Here is a 19,462-nt window from a genome sequence, read left to right as displayed (position 1 = left end):
ATGACCGCACAGACTGTTGAGACCGGCGTGGGACGCGTCGCGCGGGTCACCGGTCCCGTCGTCGACGTGGAGTTCCCCGTCGAGGCGATGCCCGAGATCTACAACGCCCTCACCGTGGACGTCACCCTCCAGGGACAGAACAGGGTCCTGACGCTGGAGGTCGCCCAGCACCTGGGCGACAACCTCGTCCGGGCCATCTCCATGCAGCCCACCGACGGCCTCACCCGTGGCGCCCCGGTGACCGACAGCGGCGCGGCCATCTCGGTCCCCGTCGGCGACGTCGTCAAGGGCCACGTGTGGAGCACCCTGGGCGAGTCCCTGGACGTGGAGACCTCCTCGCTCCAGATCACCGAGCGCTGGGGCATCCACCGCCCCTCGCCCGCCTTCGACACCCTCGAGTCGCGCACCGAGATGCTGACCACCGGCATCAAGGTGATCGACCTGCTCACCCCGTACGTGCAGGGCGGCAAGATCGGCCTGTTCGGCGGCGCGGGCGTGGGCAAGACCGTCCTCATCCAGGAGATGATCCGCCGGGTCGCCCGTAACTTCGGCGGCACCTCGGTGTTCGCCGGCGTCGGCGAGCGCACCCGTGAGGGCAACGACCTGTGGCTGGAGATGGAGGAGGCGGACGTCCTCAAGGACACCGCCCTCGTCTTCGGCCAGATGGACGAGCCCCCGGGCACCCGCCTGCGGGTCGCGCTCTCCGCGCTGACGATGGCGGAGTACTTCCGCGACGTGCAGAAGCAGGACGTGCTTCTGTTCATCGACAACATCTTCCGCTTCACCCAGGCCGGTTCCGAGGTCTCCACGCTGCTCGGCCGCATGCCGTCCGCAGTGGGCTACCAGCCGACCCTGGCCGACGAGATGGGCGTCCTGCAGGAGCGCATCACCTCCACCCGCGGTCACTCGATCACCTCCATGCAGGCGATCTACGTCCCCGCGGACGACATCACCGACCCGGCCCCGCACAACGCGTTCGCGCACCTCGACGCGCAGACCGTGCTCTCGCGGCCGATCTCGGAGAAGGGCATCTACCCCGCGGTGGACCCGCTCGACTCCACCTCGCGGATCCTCGACCCGCTGATCGTCGGCGAGGAGCACTACCGCGTGGCGCAGGAGACCAAGCGGATCCTGCAGAAGTACAAGGAACTGCAGGACATCATCGCGATCCTCGGTATCGACGAGCTCTCCGAGGAGGACAAGGTCACGGTCAACCGTGCCCGCCGCATCGAGCGTTTCCTCTCCCACCCGATGTACGCCGCCGAGGCGTTCACCGGTCAGCCGGGAGAGAACGTGCCGCTGGACGAGACCATCGCCTCGTTCAAGGGCCTGTGCGCCGGCGAGTACGACCACCTGCCCGAGCAGGCGTTCTTCATGGTCGGTGGCATCGACCAGGCCGTGGCCAAGGCCAAGGAACTCGCCCGCTAGTCGCCTTCGGCGCCGGTGCGGCCCTCGCGGCCGCACCGGCGCCTGGTTCGATAAGGAACTGGAGAGAACGTGGCGAAGCTGCGAGTAGGCGTCGTCTCGCCGGAACGGGAGATCTGGTCCGGCGAGGCCGACATGGTCATCGCCAAGACCGTCGACGGCGAGATCGGTATCATGCCCAAGCACGCCCCCGTGATCGGCGTTCTCGTCGAGGGTGGCCTGCTGAGGATCAAGCGGAGTGACGGCGAGTCGGATCTCGTCGCCGCCGTCCACGGAGGATTCCTCTCGGTGGCCGACGACGAGGTGTCGATCCTGGCGGAGCTGGCCGAGCTCGGTTCCGAGGTCGACGTCTCCCGGGCCAAGAGCGCGCTGGAGCGGGCTCAGGCCTCGGTCGAGGGCGGCCAGGACGGCGAGAACGCCGAGGACGCGACCGCCGGTGCCAAGCGCGCCAGGGCCAGGTTGCGCGCGGCCGGGGAAGAAGTCGGATAAATTCGGCTTCTTAGCGGTACGGCTTCTTGGGGGCGAGCAGACATGGTGATACCGGACGTACTCATCGTGGTGGGGTCGCTCGCCGCCCTTGTCGCCCTCCTGGCGCTCCGGGTGCTCGTCCTGACCCGCGCGCGAGGATCGGTGCTGTGTTGTCTCCGCTCCCTGTCCAGGGAGCGAGGTTGGCGGGTCGGTGTGGCCCGCTACGCCGACGGGCATCTCAACTGGATCCCGCTCATAGGTCTGCTGCCAAGGCCGCGCCACGTCATCGTGAGGCGCGGCCTTGTCGTTTCCGGGCGTCGCAAGGTCGGGCCCGGGGAGTTCTACGGGTTCATCGAGGGCGTGACGGCGATCGAGTGCCGCAGCGGGGACAGCGCCTACGAGCTCGCCATGGGGTACCGGGCCCTGACGGGGTTCGTGGCCTGGCTGGAGTCCGCCCCGCCGAGCGCCTACCTCGACGTGGCCTGACCGGTCGCTCTCCGGGCCTCACGTGCCCCCTGTGTCCCGGCCGTCCACGCGGGACCTTCGGGCCGTCACCGAGGCCGGCCGGGACACAGGGGCGCTCTCAGCGGGTCCCGCCGGGCTTCCACAGGATCTCGTCGCCGCCGGCGGCGACCCGGCAGAGGATGAACATCAGGTCGCTCAGCCGGTTGAGGTACGTGGCGGTCAGCGGGTTGACGTCGTCGTGGGTCTCCAGCGCCGACCAGGTGGTCCGCTCGGCCCGCCGGACCACGGTCCTGGCCACGTGCAGCGCGGCCACGGCCGGGGTGCCGCCGGGCAGGATGAAGCTGCGCAGCGGCGTGAGGCGCTCGTTGAACTCGTCGCAGCGCGCCTCCAGCCACTCGACGTAGGAGGGCTCGACCCGCAGCGGAGGGAACTCGGGGTTCTCGGCGACCGGGGCGCACAGGTCGGCCCCGACGTCGAACAGCTCGTTCTGGATGCGCGACAGCACGGCGGTGACGTCCTCCGCCAGGGTGCCCGCGGCCAGGGCCACGCCGATCGCGGCGTTGGCCTCCTCCACGTCCGCGTACGCGGCCAGGCGGGGGTCGGTCTTGCGGGTGCGGCTCATGTCGCCGAGCGCGGTCGTGCCGTCGTCCCCGGTACGGGTGTAAATCTTGGAGAGCACCACCGGGTTGTCTCTGTCAGCTCGCGTCATTCCCTCAATGTATCGACCTGAATTGCTCCTGATCGATCCGGACGCGGACAATATGATTTGCCGATGGTTTCTGGTTTTTACCTGCGATTCCCCCACATCTCCCACGAGACGCTGACGTTCGTCGCCGACGACGACGTCTGGACGGCCCCCGCGGAGGGGGGCCGGGCCTGGCGCCTGTCCTCGGACCGGGCCCCGGTGAGCCACCCCCGCCTCTCGCCCGGCGGCGACCGGATCGCCTGGACCGGCGTCCGGGACGGGGCCCCCGAGATCTATCTGGCCGACCTGGGGTCGGGGGCGTCGGAACGCCTGACCTACTGGGGGGACGCCCGCACGCGGACCCGGGGCTGGAGCGCGGACGGCGGGGTCCTCGCGATCAGCGCGACCGGCCGCCCCTTCGCGTCGCAGACCTGGGCCTACCGCCTCGACGGGGACCTCGGCGCCGAAGGCTCTCCCGGTGTTCCCCCCGAGCGGCTGCCGTACGGCCCGGTCAACGACCTGGCGATCGCCGGGGACGGCGGGGACGCCGCAGGGGAGACCGTGGTGCTGCTCACCGGGGGGCTGTCCCGCGACCCGGCGGTCTGGAAGCGCTACCGGGGCGGCACGGCGGGCCGGATGTGGGTGCGGCGCGGGGACGGCGGCTTCACCCGGATCCTGGCCGGGCTGAACGGCCACCTCGCCTCCCCGATGCTCGTCGGCGGGCGGCTCGCGTTCCTCTCCGACCACGAGGGCGTCGGCAACCTGTACTCCTGCGAGCCGGACGGCACCGGCCTGCGCCGCCACACCGACCACGCGACCTTCTACGCCCGGCACGCGACCACCGACGGGACCAGGATCGTCTACCAGAGCGCCGGCGACCTCTACCTGCTGGACGACCTGGACGCCGAGGCCCGCAGGCTCGACGTCACGCCGGGCTCCCCGCTGTCGGGGCCGCGTCCCTACCGGGTGAACGTCTCCCGGCGGCTGCACGACCTGGCCGTGGACAAGACCGGGCGGGCCAGCGCGGTCGAGGTGCAGGGGACCGTGCACTGGCTCACCCACCGCGACGGGCCGGCCCGGCAGCTCAGCGAGGGCCTGTCGGCCGCGCTGCCGCGCCTGGTGGGCGACGACCGGGTGGTCTGGGTCGCCGACGACGGCCGGGAGCAGGGGCTGGAGATCGTCCCGGTGGGCGGCGGCGAGGGCCGCAGGATCGCCGCGGGCAGGCTGGGGGAGGTCGGGGACCTGGCCGTCGCGCCCGACGGGAACGCGATCGCGGCGACCGCCAGGGACGGGCGGCTGTTCCTGGTCGACGTGGCCTCCGGGGAGGTCGTGGAGCTGGCGCGGGCCGACGGTGAGATCCGCGACCTCGCCTGGTCGGCCGACTCCGCCTGGCTGGCCTGGTCGCACCCGGACGGCCCCCAGCTGCGCCGGATCAGGCTGGCCAGGGTCGCCGACCGGACGGTGGCCGACGTCACCGACGGGCGCTTCACGGACGTCTCGCCCGCGTTCGCGGGGGAGCACCTGGCGTTCCTGTCCCGTCGCGGGTTCGACCCGGTCTACGACGCGCACTCCTTCGACATGTCCTTCCCCTTCGGCTACCGGCCCTACCTGGTGCCGCTGTCGGCCTCCACGCCCTCCCCGTTCGCGCCAGGACCCGACGGCCGTGCCACCGCCGCCGCCACCGCCGGCCAGGACGACGAGGAGCGGCAGGAGAGCGCGACCGTGGTGGACCTGGAGGGCATCGCGGGCAGGGTCGTCCAGGTGCCGGTGCCCGAGGGCCGCTACTCGGACCTGCGGGCGGTCAAGGGCGGGTTCGCCTGGCTGCGCGAGCCGCTGGCCGGGGAGCTCGGCGAGGACCGCGACGAGGTGGGCGGCGAGGCGCCCCGCCCCGCGCTCGACCGCTACGACCTGGCCAGGCGCACGTGGGAGGAGGTCGTCGACAAGCTCGACTGGTACCGGGTGAGCGGTGACGGCACGCAGCTCGTCGTCAGCGACAAGGGCACGCTCACGGTCCGTCCCGCCGACGGCAAGCCGGGCGCCAAGAACGGCGACGACACGACCGTCGACCTGACCAGGATCCGGATCACCGCCGACCCCCGGGCGCTGCGGCGCCACGCCTACGCCCAGGCGGGCCGCCGGACGCGGGCCGACTTCTGGGTCGAGGACATGGCCGGCGTGGACTGGGAGGCCGTGCTGGAGGAGTACCGGCCGCTGGTGGACCGCGTCGCCACCGCCGACGACTTCGCCGACCTGCTCTGGGAGGTCCTGGGGGAGCTGGGCAGCTCGCACGCCTACGTCGACGCCGCCCCCTGGGGGCACGCGGCGTCCGAGCCGGTCGGCCTGCTCGGCGCCGACCTGTCCAGGGGCGAGGACGGCCGCTGGCAGGTGGACCGGGTGCTGCCGCCCGAGTCCTCCGACGTGCACGCCCGCTCGCCGCTGGCCGTGCCCGGCGCGGGCGTACGCCCCGGGGAGGCGCTGCTCGCGGTCGACGGCCGCCCGGTGCCGCCGCAGGGGCCGGCGCGCCTGCTGGTGGGCGCGGCGGACAAGCCCGTCGAGCTGACCCTGGGCGGCGGGCGGCGGGTGGTGGTCACGCCGCTGCGCGACGACCGGCGGCTGCGCTACCAGCACTGGGTGGCCGGATGCCGGGCGCGGGTCAGGGAACTGGGCGGGGGCCGTCTGGGCTACCTGCACATCCCGGACATGGTCGCCGAGGGCTGGGCGCAGTTCCACCGCGACCTGCGCCGGGAGATGAGCTTCGAGGGCCTGGTGGTGGACGTGCGGGCCAACCGGGGCGGCCACACCTCCGAGCTGGTCGTCGAGAAGCTGCTGCGCCGGGTCATCGCCTGGGACCTGCCCCGGGGCATGGCGCCGATCACCTATCCGGAGGACGCGCCGCGCGGCCCGCTGGTCGCGATCGCCGACCAGAACGCCGGGTCCGACGGCGACATCGTCACCGCCGCCTTCAAGATCCACAAGCTGGGTCCCGTGGTGGGCACCAGGACCTGGGGCGGCGTCATCGGCATCGACGACTACCACCGCCTGGCCGACGGCACGCACATCACCGTCCCCCGCTACTCCTTCTGGTTCGAGGGGCTCGGCTGGGGGGTGGAGAACCACGGCGTCGACCCCGACGTCGAGGTCGACATCGCCCCGGACGACTGGGCGGCCGGCCGGGACCCGCAGATCGAGGAGGCGGTACGGCTGGCGCTGGCCGCGCTGGACGAGCGCCCGGCCGCGACCCCGCCCGACGCCTCCGCCCGGCCCTCCCGCAGGCGTCCCGCGCTGCCGCCCCGGCCGTAGGTGACATGTGTCATCCGGAACGCGGTGAAGCTCATCGCCTTCCGGTGATATCGGCGACTACCTGCTGGGACGCGGGACGGCGACGATCGTCCCATGACGACACCAGGGGTGAGGGAACCGGTCGCCGGCCTCGGCGACGTGATCGAGGTCGGCGGCCTCCGGCAGGCGTACGGCGGCTTCGAGGCGGTGCGCGGTGTCTCCTTCGGCGTCCCGAGGGGCGAGCTGTTCGCCCTGCTCGGCACGAACGGCGCCGGCAAGACCACCACGGTGGAGGTCCTGGAGGGTTTCAGGACCCCCACCGCCGGAAGCGTCCGCGTGCTCGGGCTCGACCCGGTCGGGCAGCGCCGGGCACTGCGGCCCCGCGTGGGGATCATGCTGCAGGAGGGGGGCTTCCTCGGTGACCTCACGGTCGCCGAGACCGTCCGGCTGTGGGAGGGGCTGAGCCGGGACGCGGGCCGCGGATCCGTGTCCCCCTCCGGCCGCCGCGGGGGCACGGATCCGCGGGCGATCGACGCCCTGGAGACGGCGGGGCTGGCCAGGAAGGCCAGGACCAGGGTGCGGCAGCTCTCCGGCGGCCAGCGGCGCAGGCTCGACCTCGCACTGGCGGTGATCTCCCGGCCGGAGGTGCTCTTCCTGGACGAGCCGACCACCGGCATGGACCCCGAGGCGCGCCGCGCCACCTGGAAGGTGATCGAGGACCTGCGGGCGGGCGGCACCACGGTGCTGCTCACCACCCACTACCTGGAGGAGGCCGAGCGCCTCGCCGACCGGCTGGCGATCATGCACGAGGGCCGGATCCACCTCCAGGGCACCGTCGAGGAGGTGGTGGCCGGGTCGGGCGACCGCGTCTCCTTCCGCCTGCCCGGCATCTCCTGGACCTTCGGTGACCTTCCCTCGCCGGACGGCGTGTCCCCGGTGCTGACCTACGGCGGCGACACGGAGGTCACCTACACCCTGACCGGTGAGCGGGCCGAGGCCCGCGTGCACGCGGTGGTGCGGCGGCTCCTGGCCTGGGCCGACACGCGGGACGAGACCCTGCGGTGGCTGACCGTACGCCGGGGGACCCTGGAGGACGCCTTCATGCGCGTGGCCGGGGAGGCGCCGCCGGGCGGTGAGGGGACCGGAACGGCGGGAGCGACCGGAGGGGCCGGAGCGACCGGCTCGGACGGAGCGGCCGGGCCGGTGGCGGCGGGACCGGCGAGAAGGGGCGAATGACATGAGAACCGACGTGCTGCACGCGATCAGGCTCGCGAGGCTGGACCTGGCCCTGGTGGGCAGGAACACCATGGTCCTGTTCAACGTGATCCTGCTGCCGATCCTGATGGCCTGGCTGTACACCCAGGCCGTCGGCACCGAGAGGATCGACGGCGTGGCCGGGAGGCTCTTCGTCCTGGCCGGGGTGCCGGGGCTGCTGCTGGTGTTCGCGGTCTTCGTCAACCTGGTGAACTCCTTCACCGCCCGGCGCGAGGAGCTGGTGCTCAAGCGGCTGCGCGCGGGCCAGCCGTCGGGCCCGGCGATCCTCGGCGGCGGTGCCCTCGGGGCGCTCGTGCTCTATCTCGCCCAGGTGGCGCTCCTGGCCGTCTGGATGTGGCGGTCGGAGGGGGTCACGGTGGCCAACGTGCCGATGCTCGTGGTCGTCGCGATCCTGGGGGTCGCGCTGTTCTGCCTGTTCGCCGCGGCCTTCTCGGGCCTGACGCCCAACGCCGAGCTCGCCCAGGTCACGGTGCTGCCGGTGATCCTGCTCGTCATGGTCGGCGCGCCGATCGCGTTCCCCTCCGACGCGCTGCCCGGCGCGCTGGGCACCGTCTCGGCCGTGCTTCCCGCGACCCCGGTCGTGGAGATCGCGCGCACCGCCCTGCTGGGCGGGGACCACGTCTCCGGCGGCGGGGAGGCGTTGAGCACGGGCGGGCAGTGGGCGGCCGCGCTGCCCTCCTTCGCGATCCTGCTCCTGTGGATCGCGGTGGCCGGGCTGCTGGCCCGGTGGCTGTTCCGCTGGGAACCCCGGCACGGCTAACGTTCGTCACGAGATGCCGTCCGATGTCGACGAGAAGGGGATGAGGCGCCTCGCGCGCCTCATCCCCTCCGTGTTCACCCCGAAGAGGCGGCCGCCGCTCCAGCGGCTCCGCCGGATGACCGTGCTCTCCCTGAGCATGGGCCTCGTCCTGGCCTGGGTCGGCCCCCTCGGCACGCTGGGTGACCCGGCCGGGCGGCCCCGGCCGTCCCTGGCGCTGGTCGCCGGGGTGCTGGGCCTGGCGGTCTTCACCGTCCTCTATCTGAGGATCGTCCGGGCGGCCGTGGACGGCACCTTCGCGAGAGGCGAGGTCGCCGCCTCGGCCGTGGTCGCGACGGTCCTGCTGCTGACCCAGGACGGCCACCCCTGGTCGTGGGGGCTGCTCGGCCCGGTCTGGGCGTCGGCTGTCGCGCTGCTGCTGAACAGATCCGCCACGGTCGCCGTCACCGTCGCGGCGACCGCCCTCAGCCTGCTTCTCGCGCCTCCGCGCGTCGATCCCGGTCCCGGGCTCGTGGACGTGTTCCTGGTGCCGAACCCCGATGACGTCTTCCCCGCCCTCGGCGCCTACCTCGGGGTGGCCGCGGCGGCGCCGTGGGCCAACCGGTTCCAGCTCTGGTTCTGGCGGGTGGTCAGGGCGGCGGAGGAGGGCAAGGAGGCGCGGGCCAGGCTGGCCGTCACCGAGGAGCGGCTCCGCTTCTCCCGCGACCTGCACGACCTGGTCGGGCACAGCCTCTCCGCGATCGCCGTCAAGAGCGAGGTGGCCGCCAGGCTGTCGGCGGTGGACGCCGCGCGGGCGGCGGCGGAGATGGACGAGGTACGGACGCTGGCGCGGCAGGCGCTCAGGGAGATCCGCGCGGCGGTACGCGGCTACCGGACGGTCGACCTGGCCGCCGAGCTGCGCGCGATGACCACGGTCCTGGAGGCGGGCGGCGTCCGCTGCACGCTGCAGACGCCGCCCGGGGCGGTCCCCGAGGGGACGGCCACCCTGCTGGCCTGGGTGGTCAGGGAGGGCACCACCAACGTGCTGCGGCACAGCTCCGCCACCCGGTGCCGGATCACGATCGGCGTCCGCGAGGGGAGCGTCGTGCTGGAGATGACCAACGACGGGGTGGGCGGGGTGGACGGCCGGGGCGGCACCGGCCTCGTCGGCCTGTCGGAGCGGGTCGCCGCCGTCGGCGGGACCGTCACGGCGGGTCCCGGCGGCCCCGGGGAGTTCAGATTGCGGGCGACGGTCCCGCTGGAGGGAGAGCCATGATCGAGGCGATGGGCGCCGCGCCGGGCCGCCCGGCCGGGGCGGCACGGTGATCCGGGTGCTGCTGGCCGACGACGAGCACCTGGTCAGGAGGGCGATCGCCACCCTGCTCGGCCTGGAGCCCGACATCGAGGTGGTGGCCGAGGTGGGCAGGGGGGACCTGGTGGCGGCGGCCGTACGGGAGCACCGGCCCGACGTGATCGTGCTGGACATCGAGATGCCGGGGATGGACGGGCTGAGCGTCGCCGAGACCCTGCCGGGTCACGCGGTGCTGATGCTGACCAGTTTCGGGCGGCCCGGATACCTGCGGCGGGCGCTCGCGGCCGGGGTGCGGGGCTTCGTCCCCAAGGACGCCTCCGCCGACGAGCTGTCGGCGGCGATCCGCAAGGTCCACGCGGGCGGGCGCTACCTCGACCCGGAGATGGCCGCCTCGGCGATGATGGCGGGGGAGAGCCCGCTCACCGAGCGCGAGCGGGGCTCCTTGGAACTGGCCGCGCGGGGCGCCTCGGTCGCCGAGATCGCCGCCGCGCTCGGGCTCACCCAGGGCACCGTCCGCAACTACCTGTCCAGCGCCATCACCAAACTGGGCGCGACCAACCGGATCACCGCGATCCGGGCCGCCCAGCAAAAAGGTTGGCTGTGAACCGCGTGTTCTCTGTTGATCCGGGCAAGGGACTGTCATGTTCGCCGGAAGGACGCGTTCGTGAACAGGGAAAATTCCCCCTTTTCCGTACGCGGTGACACTACGTGAACGCGGTGCGTGAGGGCTGACGGAGGTGGCGCACCGCCGCTGTGCCCGGCCGCGTCGCAGCGCGGCCCGGCGGGAGGAGGAGGCATGCGCGTCCCTGGTAATCCCCGGGCCCAGGTGGTCGGCGTCGGGAACCGTCTCGACGCCGGGACCGTCGCCGGAGTCCGGCCACGGTTGCACGAGGCCGTCGACTCCGGGAACGGCGACCTGATCGTGGACCTCTCCGAGCTGGAGATGATCGACGCCACCGGGCTGGGAGTGCTGGTGGGCACGCACCGCCGCGCCGTGGGCGCGGAACGCCGCCTCATCCTGAGAGGGGTGCCTCCGAGGATCATGCGGGTGCTGGCGGTGACCCGGCTCAACCGGGTCCTCACCGTCGAGCTCTCGGCGGCGGCGGTGGCCTGACCGGCCCACCGCCCCTCGTGGTCCGGCTTTCGTGGTCCGGCCTTTCACGGTCCGGCAGCGGGCGAGGGGAGGGGCCGGGGGTCCCCGGCCCCGTGTTCCCGGGGCCGGGCGGCGTGTCCCGCTCAGGTCACGAAGGACCGCCGGTAGATGTGCGTGGCGGCGTCGATCAGGCTGTCGACCGGCGGTGGGTCGTCGGCCAGCACCCACTCGATCAGCAGTTCCTGGACCGCTCCGATCATGCCCAGCGCGAGGAGATGCCGGTTGGTCCTGGTGGTCTCCGGCAGGTCGCCGAGGTTCGTCTTGATCGCGTCGACGAAGGCGGCCACGCCCATCTGCCGGGAGGTGATCAGGCAGTCGCCCGCCCGGCGCACCTCCAGGTGCAGGATCCGCGCCCGGCGCCTGTCCTCCGTGACGAAACGGATGTACTCGCTCACCCCTGCCTCGACCCGGTCTGCCAGTGTGTCGGGAACCTGGTCGATCACCTTGTGCATCGACTCCAGGGTCTCCTGAATGCATCTGGCGTGCAGGGCCTGCATCAGTTCCTCGCGCCCCGAGAAGCACTCATAGAAGGCGCGATTGGAGATACGCGCCCGTGAGCATAATCTCTCGATCGTGGTCTCGGGGAATCCGTGATCGGAATAGAGGGCGTACGCGGCGCAGATCAGGCGTTCCCGGCGTTCCGCCAGGCGCTCCTCCGGAGACATTCCTCGGTATGATCGTCCATTCATGTCAGGCTCCCACAGGTCGATGCGAGACTGACGTTCACGTGTTTTATCACTTCCACCTCATGATCCTGGCCCCCAGAATTTACTAGTATGGGTGCAAGATCCTTTTAGTGGAAGGGTTGTTTTCTATCGCCTGCGTCGTCCGTGCAAGAAGGTGATGAGCCTGACCAACCGCTCAAGTTCTTTCTCGCCGCGGGTGAACGAGGTGAGGTTCATTCCGGGCATGGCGAATCGCTGCCGGGAGACGGCCTTGGGCCGGGCGAATTCCCGCAACCCGTCCGCGCCGTGGATCCGGCCGAATCCCGAGTCGCCGACCCCGCCGAACGGCAGTGCCGGGATCGACGCGAAGGAGATGATCGAGTTGATCGCGGTCATTCCGCCGCGCATCCGGCGGGCGAGGTCCACGGCCCGCCGGGCGTTCCCCGAGAAGACGGTACCGGCCAGCCCGTACGCGGTGGCGTTGGTCCTCTCCAGCGCCTCCTCCACGTCGGCGACCCGCTTGACCGTCACGGTGGGGCCGAACGTCTCCTCGCGGACCGCGGCGGAGTCCTCCGGCACGTCCTCCACGATCACCGGGTCGACGAAGGGCGCCCGGACCGAGCCGGTCCCGCCCATCACGGCCCGGCCGCCGGCGACCGCGTCGTCGATGTGCCGCCGGATGATGTCGAGCTGGGCGGGCATGGTGATCGGCCCGTAGTCGCGCCCGGCCCGCACCCGCCCGGCCCGGTCGGTGAGCTCCTGCATGAAGGCGTCGTAGACCGCGTCCACCACGTAGATCCGTTCCACCCCGACGCAGGTCTGCCCTGCGTTGGAGAGCGCGCCCCACAGCGCCGCGTCCGCCGCGGCGGGCAGGTCGGCGTCGGCGTCCACGATCAGCGCGTCCTTGCCTCCGCACTCGGCGACCATCGGCGTCAGGTTCGCCGCGCAGGCGGCCATGACCCGCTTGGCGGTGGCCGTCGAGCCGGTGAAGGCGATCTTGTTCACCCCGGGGTCGCCGGCCAGCGCCGCACCGGTCTCACCCAGCCCGGTGACGGTCCGCAGGATCCGGTGCTCCGGTACGGCCTCGGCGCACAGCGCAGCCAGCAGCTCCCCCGCGCCCGGGGTCAGCTCGCTCGGCTTGAACACCACCGCGTTCCCGGCCGCCAGGGCGTAGGCGATCGACCCCATCGGGGTGAAGACCGGGTAGTTCCACGGCCCGATCACCCCGACCACCCCGAGCGGCAGGTACTCCAGGGTGGCCGCGATGTTCGCCCCGACCAGGCCGGGGGAGATCCGCCGCCGCCCGAGCACCCGGTGCGCGTTCCTGGCGGCCCAGTCCAGGTGCGTGATGGTCAGGACGACCTCCAGGACGGCGTCCGCCTTCGGCTTGCCGGTCTCGGCGTGAACGACGTCGACGATCCTGGACAGGTCCCGCGTGATGATCGCCTTGTAGTCGAGCAGCCGCCGCCTGCGCTCGGCCGGGTCCAGCCCCGCCCACCAGGCCGCGGCGACCCCGGCCTCGGCCACGGCGGCGCGTACCTGGGCGGCGTCGTGGATCGGGTGGGTGCCGACGACGGCGCCGGTGGCGGGGTCGAGGGAGTCGAAGGTGCGCTGTCCGGTCGCCGTGGTCAAGGTCGTCTCCTCTGCGCCGTGGCGGATGTCCGCGCGGGCGGCGCCTCCGGGGAGGGGGACGCGCCGCCCAGAGAGGGACGTCCGCGCCGTCCACGGGACGCGCCGGGCCGTACGGGTACGGTGCGCTCACGATAGACCCGATGTCGCCGTGCGGTACACCGGCACCGGCCCGTCCGGCCCGTCCGGCCCGTCCGGCCCGTCCGGCCCGTCCGGCCCGTTCGGCTTGTCCGGCCCGTCCGGCTCGTCCAGTCCGTTCAGCCCGTTCGGCTCACCGGGGGGCGGGGGTCAGCGCACGAGCAGGCCCCGGTCGAGGGCCGTGGTGACGGCGGCGGTGCGGTCGGAGACGCCGAGCTTGCCGAACGCGCGCAACAGGTGGGTCTTGACGGTGGTCTCGCTGATGAACAGGGCCCTGCCGATCTCGGCGTTGGTCATTCCCCTGGCCACCAGGGAGAGCACCTCGGTCTCGCGCGGCGAGAGCGACTCGGTCACCGGCGCCCGCATCCGGGTGACCAGTTTGGTCGCCACCGACGGCGACAGCACGGTCTCCCCGCGCGACGCGGAACGGATCGCGGCCAGCAGGTCCGCCCGGGAGGTGTCCTTGAGCAGGTAGCCCGCGGCGCCCGCCTCGACCGCCCGGACGATGTCGGTGTCCGTCTCGTAGGTGGTCAGCACGATCACCCGGCTCTCCGGCCGGTCGGCGAGGATGCGGGAGGTGGCGCTCACCCCGTCCCCGTCGGGCATCCGCAGATCCATCAGGATCACGTCGGGGCGGATCGTCCCGGCCCGCACGACCGCCTCGTCCCCGGACGAGGCCTCACCCACCACGGTGATCCCGGGATCGGCCTCCAGCATTCCCCGGAGCCCCTCGCGGACCACCGGGTGATCGTCGACGATCATCACGTGGAGCATCGGCCGGCCTCTCCTGCGGGACCGGTGGGACCGGCCTGTTCGATCGTGCGGGTCTGCGCGGTGGCGCCGGTCTGTCCGGCGGTACGGGTGTGCGTGGTGGTGCCGTCACGGCCGGTCGCGCCGGTCGCGCCGGTCGCGCCGGTCGCGCCGGTCGCTCCGGTCCGCTCACCGGTGTCGGCGGTGTCGCCGGTGTCGCCGGTGGGGACGACCACCTCCAGCGACGTCCCCCCGCCCTCGGGGCCCGTCATCGCGAACGTCCCGCCGACCTGCTCGACACGGGCGCGCATGCCGCGCAGCCCGTACCCCTGGGAGCCGTTCGGGTCGAGACCGCGGCCGTCGTCGCGCACCTCCAGACGGACCGCCTCCTCGCCGTAGGAGATCGAGACGGTGACCGACTCCGCCGCCGCGTGCCTGCGCACGTTGGCGAGTCCTTCCTGGACGGCGCGGACGAGCACCACCTCGACCGGTGCGCTCAGCGGCCGGGACCTCCCCGACACCGCGAAACGGGCGGACAGCCCCGTCTCCTCGCCGAGCCGGCCCGTCAGCCGCTCCAGCGCCTCGTCCAGGGTGGAGCCGTCCAGCGGGGCCGGGCTCAGCGTGGTGACCAGCAGGCGGGCCTCGGCGAGGTTCTCCCGCGCGGTCTGGATGGCCAGCGCCAGGTGCCGCGACGGGTCCGCCTGCGCCTCGGCCGCCTGGATCAGCATGATGATGCTGGTGAAGCCCTGTGCCAGGGTGTCGTGGATCTCCCCGGCCAGCCGCTCGCGCTCGGTCTGGGCCCCGCGCTCCGCCGAGAGGACGGCCACCTGGGCCCGGCTGCTCTCCAGCTGTTCGATCAACGTGGCACGCTCCTCGCTCTGCGTGGTGATCTTCTCGATCCAGATGCCGAAGATGCTGGAGAAGAAGATGACGATGGTCATCACCATCAGGAAGCCGGACGGCTCAGGCGTCACCATGACGTAGCGGAACGCCGGGGAGAAGTTCAGCGCGACCAGGGCGACGATCGCCGGTCTGGCGCGGAAGACGATGAAGCACTGCGGGCAGAGCCCGAACAGGGCGAACGTCGCGTACGGGCTCAGCAGCCCGGCCGGAGTGAACAGCGCGATCATGACGACGATGTAGGCGATCTCGCGCGGGCGGTCCCGGGAGACGATCGCCGGGCGGCCGAGCAGCAGGTAGAGCGGGAGGACCGCCAGCAGGCAGCCCGCCACGACCAGCTTCTCGTACGACGGGGCGTCGGAGACCACGGCGAACCCGCTGGGCACCAGCGTGCCGATGGCCAGGAGCGCCTCCCAGGCGCGGAGCGAGCGCCACGCGTGCACTCCCGCACCCCGGGGAAGGGGCTCGGGACGGTCGTCGTCTCTCATCCGTCGCGACGGCTCTTCCAGCGGAACGTCATCAGGCACAGCAGCAGGCCTCCAACGGTCCAGGCTCCCAGAACCAGGGCGACCCGGTCCAGTTCGTAGGAGTGCGCGATCTCCAGCGTGGCACCGGCGTCACCCAGGAAGACCGAACGGAAGCCCTGGCACATCCACTTGAGTGGGAAGAGCGAGGCGATGTTCACCAGCCAGGAGGGGAGCGTGAAGACCGGGATGAACACCCCGGAGATGAACTGCAGCACCGTGAACGGCAGCGTGATCACCGCGCCGGCGCTCTTGGCCGAGCGGGGCAGGCCGCTGATCGCGACACCGAGCAGCGACGATCCGAGCACGCCGAGCACGAACACCCAGGCGAAGGTGAGCCACCTGGACGCCTCCGAAGGAAGCTGCAGGTCGAACAGCGTGACCCCGATGATCAGGAGGATGACGACCTGGAGGAAGGAGACGAACAGGGTGGTGAGGGCCTTGCCCATGAAGTAGGAGACGCGGGGCAGCGGCGTTCCCGCCAGCCGCTTGAGCGTGCCGTTGTCGCGGTCCATCGCGATGGTGATCCCGAGGTTCTGGAACCCCGTCATCGCGGCGGTGCCGATCAGCCCGGCCACGTAGAGCTGGGAGACGGTCAGGCCGGTTCCCTCGACCTGGCTGGAGAAGATCGAACCGAAGAGCACCAGCATGATGATCGGGAAGGCGAAGGTGAAGATGACCGCGTCCCGCTCGCGGAAGAACATCCTGGTCTCCAGGCCCGCCCGGGCCAGTCCCAGGCGGGTGGCGGAGGGCTGGTGCGTCTCGACGGGCGGGGCGGCGGTGTGGGCGATGGTCTGGTTCATGTCCGGGAGCACCTCTGGGGGTCGGTGACGTGCGTGTCTGACGTGCGGGTCCGGCGGGTGTGCCGGGGTCAGGCCGGGGAGCCGATGAGCCCGAGGTAGACGTCCTCCAGGGACGGCCGGGTCACGGTCAGCCCGGGGATCTCGCCGTCGAAGCGACGGGTCAGCTCCAGGACGGTCGTGGTCGGCGTGTCCGTCTCCAGGGAGCGGCGCTCACCTTCCTCGGACCAGCCGACCACGGCCTTGGCGGTGGCCCGGCCGCCCAGGGACGAGGGTTCGCCCTCGGCCACGATGCGCCCCCCGGCGACCACCGCCACCCGGTCGGCCAGCGCCTCGGCCTCGTCCAGGTAGTGGGTCGTCAGCACGATCGTGGTGCCGCCGTGGGCCAGGCCCTGGATCAGCTCCCAGAACCGCCTGCGGGCCTCGGGGTCGAAGCCGGTGGTCGGCTCGTCCAGGAAGAGCAGCTCGGGGGCGCCGATCACGCCGAGCGCGACGTCCACGCGGCGCCGCTGGCCACCGGAGAGCTGCCGGATGCGGCTCCCGGCCTTCTCGGTCAGCCCGACCAGCTCGATCACCTCGTCAGGGTCCTTGGCCCGCGGGTAGTAGGCCGCGAAGTGCCGGACGATCTCCCGTACGGTCGTCTCGGCGACGTCCTCGGCCGTCTGCGGCACGATGCCGATCCGCGACCGCCACGCGCGGGTCGGCCTGCCGGGGTCGATGCCCAGGACGCTGACCTCCCCGGCGTCCCTGGTGCGGTGTCCCTCCAGGATCTCGACCGTGGTCGACTTGCCGGCCCCGTTCGGGCCGAGGATCGCGAAGACCTCGCCCGCGTGGATGTCGAGGTCGATACCCGCGACGGCCCGGACGTCGCCGTAGCGCTTGGTCAGGCCTCTCACTCTCACCGCTGTGTCCATGCCTCAAGCCTCGCGCGAACGGGGCTCCGGCGGGACCGACGTTCGACGGAACCGGGTGTCCACCGAACGGAGGACACCGGCGGTGAACGCGAGGGGACACGAGGGGACGCCAGGGGACGCCAGGGGACGCCAGGGGACGCCAGGGGACGCCAGGGGAGGGTGCGGCGTGGGAACGCGGCGTACGGCTCAGAACAGGGTGTCGTTGCGCTCGATGCCGCGCAGCTCGTCGTAGTCGAGGGTCACGCAGCGGATACCGCGGTCGGTGGCCAGCGTCTTGGCCTGCGGGGCGATGCTCTGCGCGGCCAGGATGCCGCTGACCGGGGCGAGCAGGGGGTCGCGGTTCATCAGCTCCAGGTAGCGGGTGAGCTGCTCCACGGCGTCGATGCCCGCGCGGCGCTTGAGCTCCACGGCGACGGACGCGCCCGTGTGGTCGCGGCAGAGGATGTCGACCGGTCCGATGGCCGTCATGTACTCGCGGCGGACCAGCGTCCAGCCCGTCCCCAGGGTGGTGATGTGCTGGGCCAGCAGCTCCTGCAGGTGGGCCTCGACCCCGTCCTTGATCAGGCCCGGGTCCACGCCCAGCTCGTGGCTGGTGTCGTGGATGATCTCCTCCATGGTCAGGACGAGCTGCTCGCCGGTCTTGCCGTGGGTCACCGTCCAGGTGCCCTCCTCCTCGCGGAGCCTGCACGGCGGGTTCATCCAGTTCAGCGGCTTGAAGGCGCGGTCGTCCGCGTGGATGGAGACGCTGCTGTCGGCCTTGATGAGAATGAGCCGGGGTGCCATCGGAAGATGGGCGGTGAGCTTTCCGACGTAATCCACGCTGCAGCGCGCGATGACCAGACGCATGAGCGAACCCTACCGGCCGGACGGCCCCGGGATCCCCGTGATCCGTCCGGCAGGCAGGGCCGCGCACCGGTTCCCCGGTACGCGACCCCGGCGCGTCGCCCGGCGCCTCGTCCGGTGTCTCGTCCGAGGCGTTCCCGGGCGCGTCGTCGGCGCCTGCCTCAGCGCATGGCCTCGGAGAGCTTGACGCGCCCGCCGGTGCGCAGGACCGCGCGGCGGTAGATGCGCGCGCCGAGCATGAGCATGCCCGCCGTCGCCAGGAGCATCAGGACCGCCGCGACGGCGATCTCCCAGGCCGCCACCCCGCCCCCGGCCATCCGTACGGGCATGACCATCGAGGAGAACGGCGGCACCAGCGACAGGATCCGGGCGACCGAGCCGTTCGGCTGGACCGCCGCGTAGTAGGCCACCAGGTAGGTGATCATCATGAGCATCGTCATCGGCGTCAGGACGCTGTTCGCGTCCTCCTGCCGGGAGACCAGCGATCCGAGCGCGGCGGCCATCGCCGCGAAGAACGCGTAGCCGAGGACGAACCACAGCAGCGCGCTGAGCACGATGCCCGCCATGCCCGGGGGCAGGTCGGCCGTGAGTCCGGTGGCCGAGGCCGCGCCGAGGCCGGCCACGATGACCACGAGGAGGTTGACCAGCGCGAGCGCGCCCAGCCCCACGATCTTGCCGCCGAGAAGCTGCCAGGGGCGGACCGAGCTGAGCAGGATCTCCACGATCCGGCTGCCCTTCTCCTCGACCACCCCCATCGCGACGTACATGGAGGAGTAGATGAGCAGGAAGAACAGCACCATGACCAGCAGCGACGCGATGCCCGTCCGGATGTCGTCGTAGCGGGCGTCGGCACCGACCGAGACCTGCTCCAGCGGGGCGACCGTCATCGCCTGGGTGACCTTGGCCGGGTCGAGGCCGGCGTCGGTCAGCTGCTTCTGGGCCTGGACGGTCTGGTTGGCGTTCTCCAGGAGCAGGCCGAGCTCGCGGCCGACCTCGCCGTCGGCCAGGACCCTGCGCCCGTCCACCACGGCGGCGTCCACGTCGCCCGCGGTGATCGCGCCGCGCGCCGCGGTCTCGTCCGCGAGGTCCCTGAGGGTGACCTTCGCGTCCTCGGCGGCGGCGGTCAGGGCCGGCCGCAGCGGCTGCGACTGCGCTCCCACGAGCCCGACGGTGTAGGAGTCGGGCCCGGAGAAGAGTGTGGGCAGGAACGCGACCGCCGCCACCAGCACGGCGCTCACCACCAGGCTGATGACGAACGCCTTCGTACGGCCGCGCGTGACGATCTCACGTCGCGCGACCAGCCAGAGTCCGTTCATCGCCGCACCGTCCCCTCATCCGCGGGCGTCGCGCCTGCGGTCGTGTTCCCGCGTGTGTCTTCGCGGGTGCTCGTCCCGCGGGCCATGCCCGCGGTCCTCGTCGCGGAGCCCGTGATCGTCACGCTCGCGGCTCCGGCGGCTGTCATGGTCCTCGCGGTCTGCGCGGCCGTTGCCGTGGCCTTGGT

The 19,462-nt window shown here is 72.2% G+C and carries 18 protein-coding genes; 9 read left to right on the top strand and 9 right to left on the bottom strand.

The window, feature by feature from the left end; genetic code table 11:
- The 3 genes from atpD (at position 1) to ACLQ2R_RS18410 (ending at position 2,379) form a co-directional block, all read left to right on the top strand.
- Positions 1 to 1,428 (top strand): F0F1 ATP synthase subunit beta, encoded by a 1,428-nt coding sequence (gene atpD / locus ACLQ2R_RS18420; protein WP_425961077.1) that lies wholly within the window; start codon positions 1 to 3, stop codon positions 1,426 to 1,428.
- A gap of 69 nt (positions 1,429 to 1,497) precedes the next feature.
- Complete coding sequence (locus tag ACLQ2R_RS18415) at positions 1,498 to 1,914, top strand: F0F1 ATP synthase subunit epsilon (protein ID WP_425961075.1); 417 nt, start codon at positions 1,498 to 1,500, stop codon at positions 1,912 to 1,914.
- A gap of 42 nt (positions 1,915 to 1,956) precedes the next feature.
- On the top strand, positions 1,957 to 2,379 hold the full coding sequence (locus ACLQ2R_RS18410; protein ID WP_425961073.1) for a DUF2550 domain-containing protein: 423 nt from the start codon (positions 1,957 to 1,959) through the stop codon (positions 2,377 to 2,379).
- A gap of 97 nt (positions 2,380 to 2,476) precedes the next feature.
- Here the strand turns inward: ACLQ2R_RS18410 and ACLQ2R_RS18405 are convergent, their stop codons facing one another.
- Positions 2,477 to 3,067, bottom strand: a complete 591-nt coding sequence (locus ACLQ2R_RS18405) for a cob(I)yrinic acid a,c-diamide adenosyltransferase (protein ID WP_425961071.1) — start codon at positions 3,065 to 3,067, stop codon at positions 2,477 to 2,479.
- 63 nt (positions 3,068 to 3,130) lie between these two features.
- On the opposite strand from ACLQ2R_RS18405, the gene ACLQ2R_RS18400 reads away from it, so the two are divergent.
- From ACLQ2R_RS18400 to ACLQ2R_RS18375, 6 genes are all read left to right on the top strand, one after another.
- Positions 3,131 to 6,343, top strand: coding sequence for a S41 family peptidase (locus ACLQ2R_RS18400; RefSeq protein ID WP_425961069.1), 3,213 nt, complete (start codon positions 3,131 to 3,133; stop codon positions 6,341 to 6,343).
- A gap of 93 nt (positions 6,344 to 6,436) precedes the next feature.
- Positions 6,437 to 7,558, top strand: coding sequence for an ABC transporter ATP-binding protein (locus ACLQ2R_RS18395; protein ID WP_425961067.1), 1,122 nt, complete (start codon positions 6,437 to 6,439; stop codon positions 7,556 to 7,558).
- 1 nt (position 7,559) lies between these two features.
- Positions 7,560 to 8,357, top strand: a complete 798-nt coding sequence (locus ACLQ2R_RS18390) for an ABC transporter permease (protein ID WP_425961066.1) — start codon at positions 7,560 to 7,562, stop codon at positions 8,355 to 8,357.
- Positions 8,358 to 8,427: 70 nt separating this feature from the next.
- The gene (locus ACLQ2R_RS18385; RefSeq protein ID WP_425961064.1) at positions 8,428 to 9,609 is read left to right on the top strand and encodes a sensor histidine kinase; all 1,182 of its coding nucleotides are present in this window, start codon (positions 8,428 to 8,430) and stop codon (positions 9,607 to 9,609) included.
- Between the two features lie 46 nt (positions 9,610 to 9,655).
- Entirely contained in the window at positions 9,656 to 10,249 is a 594-nt protein-coding gene (locus tag ACLQ2R_RS18380; RefSeq protein ID WP_425961063.1) for a response regulator, read from the top strand.
- A gap of 192 nt (positions 10,250 to 10,441) precedes the next feature.
- Positions 10,442 to 10,759, top strand: a complete 318-nt coding sequence (locus ACLQ2R_RS18375) for an STAS domain-containing protein (RefSeq protein WP_425961061.1) — start codon at positions 10,442 to 10,444, stop codon at positions 10,757 to 10,759.
- A gap of 122 nt (positions 10,760 to 10,881) precedes the next feature.
- On the opposite strand, the gene ACLQ2R_RS18370 is transcribed toward ACLQ2R_RS18375, so the two are convergent.
- The 8 genes from ACLQ2R_RS18370 to ACLQ2R_RS18335 form a co-directional block, all read right to left on the bottom strand.
- Entirely contained in the window at positions 10,882 to 11,463 is a 582-nt protein-coding gene (locus tag ACLQ2R_RS18370; RefSeq protein ID WP_425961059.1) for a TetR/AcrR family transcriptional regulator, read from the bottom strand.
- 147 nt (positions 11,464 to 11,610) lie between these two features.
- A complete protein-coding gene (locus tag ACLQ2R_RS18365) occupies positions 11,611 to 13,095 on the bottom strand; it encodes an aldehyde dehydrogenase family protein (RefSeq protein ID WP_425961058.1) in 1,485 nt (494 codons plus the stop codon).
- 285 nt (positions 13,096 to 13,380) lie between these two features.
- Positions 13,381 to 14,004, bottom strand: a complete 624-nt coding sequence (locus tag ACLQ2R_RS18360; RefSeq protein WP_425961056.1) for a response regulator — start codon at positions 14,002 to 14,004, stop codon at positions 13,381 to 13,383.
- Positions 13,992 to 15,368 carry a sensor histidine kinase gene (locus ACLQ2R_RS18355; RefSeq protein WP_425961054.1) on the bottom strand — a complete coding sequence of 459 codons (1,377 nt, stop codon included), beginning with the start codon at positions 15,366 to 15,368 and terminating at the stop codon, positions 13,992 to 13,994. Before ACLQ2R_RS18355 ends, ACLQ2R_RS18360 begins: the two co-directional genes overlap by 13 nt.
- A complete protein-coding gene (locus ACLQ2R_RS18350) occupies positions 15,365 to 16,207 on the bottom strand; it encodes an ABC transporter permease (protein WP_425961052.1) in 843 nt (280 codons plus the stop codon). The genes ACLQ2R_RS18355 and ACLQ2R_RS18350 overlap by 4 nt, the downstream gene beginning before the upstream one ends.
- A gap of 68 nt (positions 16,208 to 16,275) precedes the next feature.
- On the bottom strand, positions 16,276 to 17,118 hold the full coding sequence (locus ACLQ2R_RS18345; RefSeq protein ID WP_425961050.1) for an ABC transporter ATP-binding protein: 843 nt from the start codon (positions 17,116 to 17,118) through the stop codon (positions 16,276 to 16,278).
- Positions 17,119 to 17,304: 186 nt separating this feature from the next.
- Positions 17,305 to 17,964, bottom strand: a complete 660-nt coding sequence (gene nucS / locus ACLQ2R_RS18340) for an endonuclease NucS (protein ID WP_425961048.1) — start codon at positions 17,962 to 17,964, stop codon at positions 17,305 to 17,307.
- Between the two features lie 158 nt (positions 17,965 to 18,122).
- Positions 18,123 to 19,277: an ABC transporter permease gene (locus ACLQ2R_RS18335; RefSeq protein ID WP_425961046.1), complete on the bottom strand. Its 1,155-nt coding sequence runs from the start codon at positions 19,275 to 19,277 to the stop codon at positions 18,123 to 18,125.
- Positions 19,278 to 19,462: the final 185 nt, after the last annotated feature.

Origin of the sequence: Streptosporangium sp. DT93 (assembly GCF_049844535.1) — a bacterium.
GTDB lineage: Bacteria > Actinomycetota > Actinomycetes > Streptosporangiales > Streptosporangiaceae > Streptosporangium.
Note: the sequence above shows the minus strand (reverse complement) of the source record. Positions and strands in the feature narration are given on the sequence as shown.

Bases quoted from the DNA above. Each gene is read 5' to 3' on its own strand.
- atpD (WP_425961077.1), top strand. From the start codon at position 1: ATGACCGCACAGACTGTTGAGACCGGCGTGGGACGCGTCGCGCGGGTC.
- ACLQ2R_RS18410 (WP_425961073.1), top strand. From the start codon at position 1,957: ATGGTGATACCGGACGTACTCATCGTGGTGGGGTCGCTCGCCGCCCTT.
- ACLQ2R_RS18405 (WP_425961071.1), bottom strand. From the start codon at position 3,067: ATGACGCGAGCTGACAGAGACAACCCGGTGGTGCTCTCCAAGATTTAC.
- ACLQ2R_RS18400 (WP_425961069.1), top strand. From the start codon at position 3,131: ATGGTTTCTGGTTTTTACCTGCGATTCCCCCACATCTCCCACGAGACG.
- ACLQ2R_RS18395 (WP_425961067.1), top strand. From the start codon at position 6,437: ATGACGACACCAGGGGTGAGGGAACCGGTCGCCGGCCTCGGCGACGTG.
- ACLQ2R_RS18390 (WP_425961066.1), top strand. From the start codon at position 7,560: ATGAGAACCGACGTGCTGCACGCGATCAGGCTCGCGAGGCTGGACCTG.
- ACLQ2R_RS18375 (WP_425961061.1), top strand. From the start codon at position 10,442: ATGCGCGTCCCTGGTAATCCCCGGGCCCAGGTGGTCGGCGTCGGGAAC.
- ACLQ2R_RS18370 (WP_425961059.1), bottom strand. From the start codon at position 11,463: ATGTCTCCGGAGGAGCGCCTGGCGGAACGCCGGGAACGCCTGATCTGC.
- ACLQ2R_RS18360 (WP_425961056.1), bottom strand. From the start codon at position 14,004: ATGCTCCACGTGATGATCGTCGACGATCACCCGGTGGTCCGCGAGGGG.
- ACLQ2R_RS18355 (WP_425961054.1), bottom strand. From the start codon at position 15,368: ATGAGAGACGACGACCGTCCCGAGCCCCTTCCCCGGGGTGCGGGAGTG.
- ACLQ2R_RS18350 (WP_425961052.1), bottom strand. From the start codon at position 16,207: ATGAACCAGACCATCGCCCACACCGCCGCCCCGCCCGTCGAGACGCAC.
- ACLQ2R_RS18345 (WP_425961050.1), bottom strand. From the start codon at position 17,118: ATGGACACAGCGGTGAGAGTGAGAGGCCTGACCAAGCGCTACGGCGAC.
- nucS (WP_425961048.1), bottom strand. From the start codon at position 17,964: ATGCGTCTGGTCATCGCGCGCTGCAGCGTGGATTACGTCGGAAAGCTC.
- ACLQ2R_RS18335 (WP_425961046.1), bottom strand. From the start codon at position 19,277: ATGAACGGACTCTGGCTGGTCGCGCGACGTGAGATCGTCACGCGCGGC.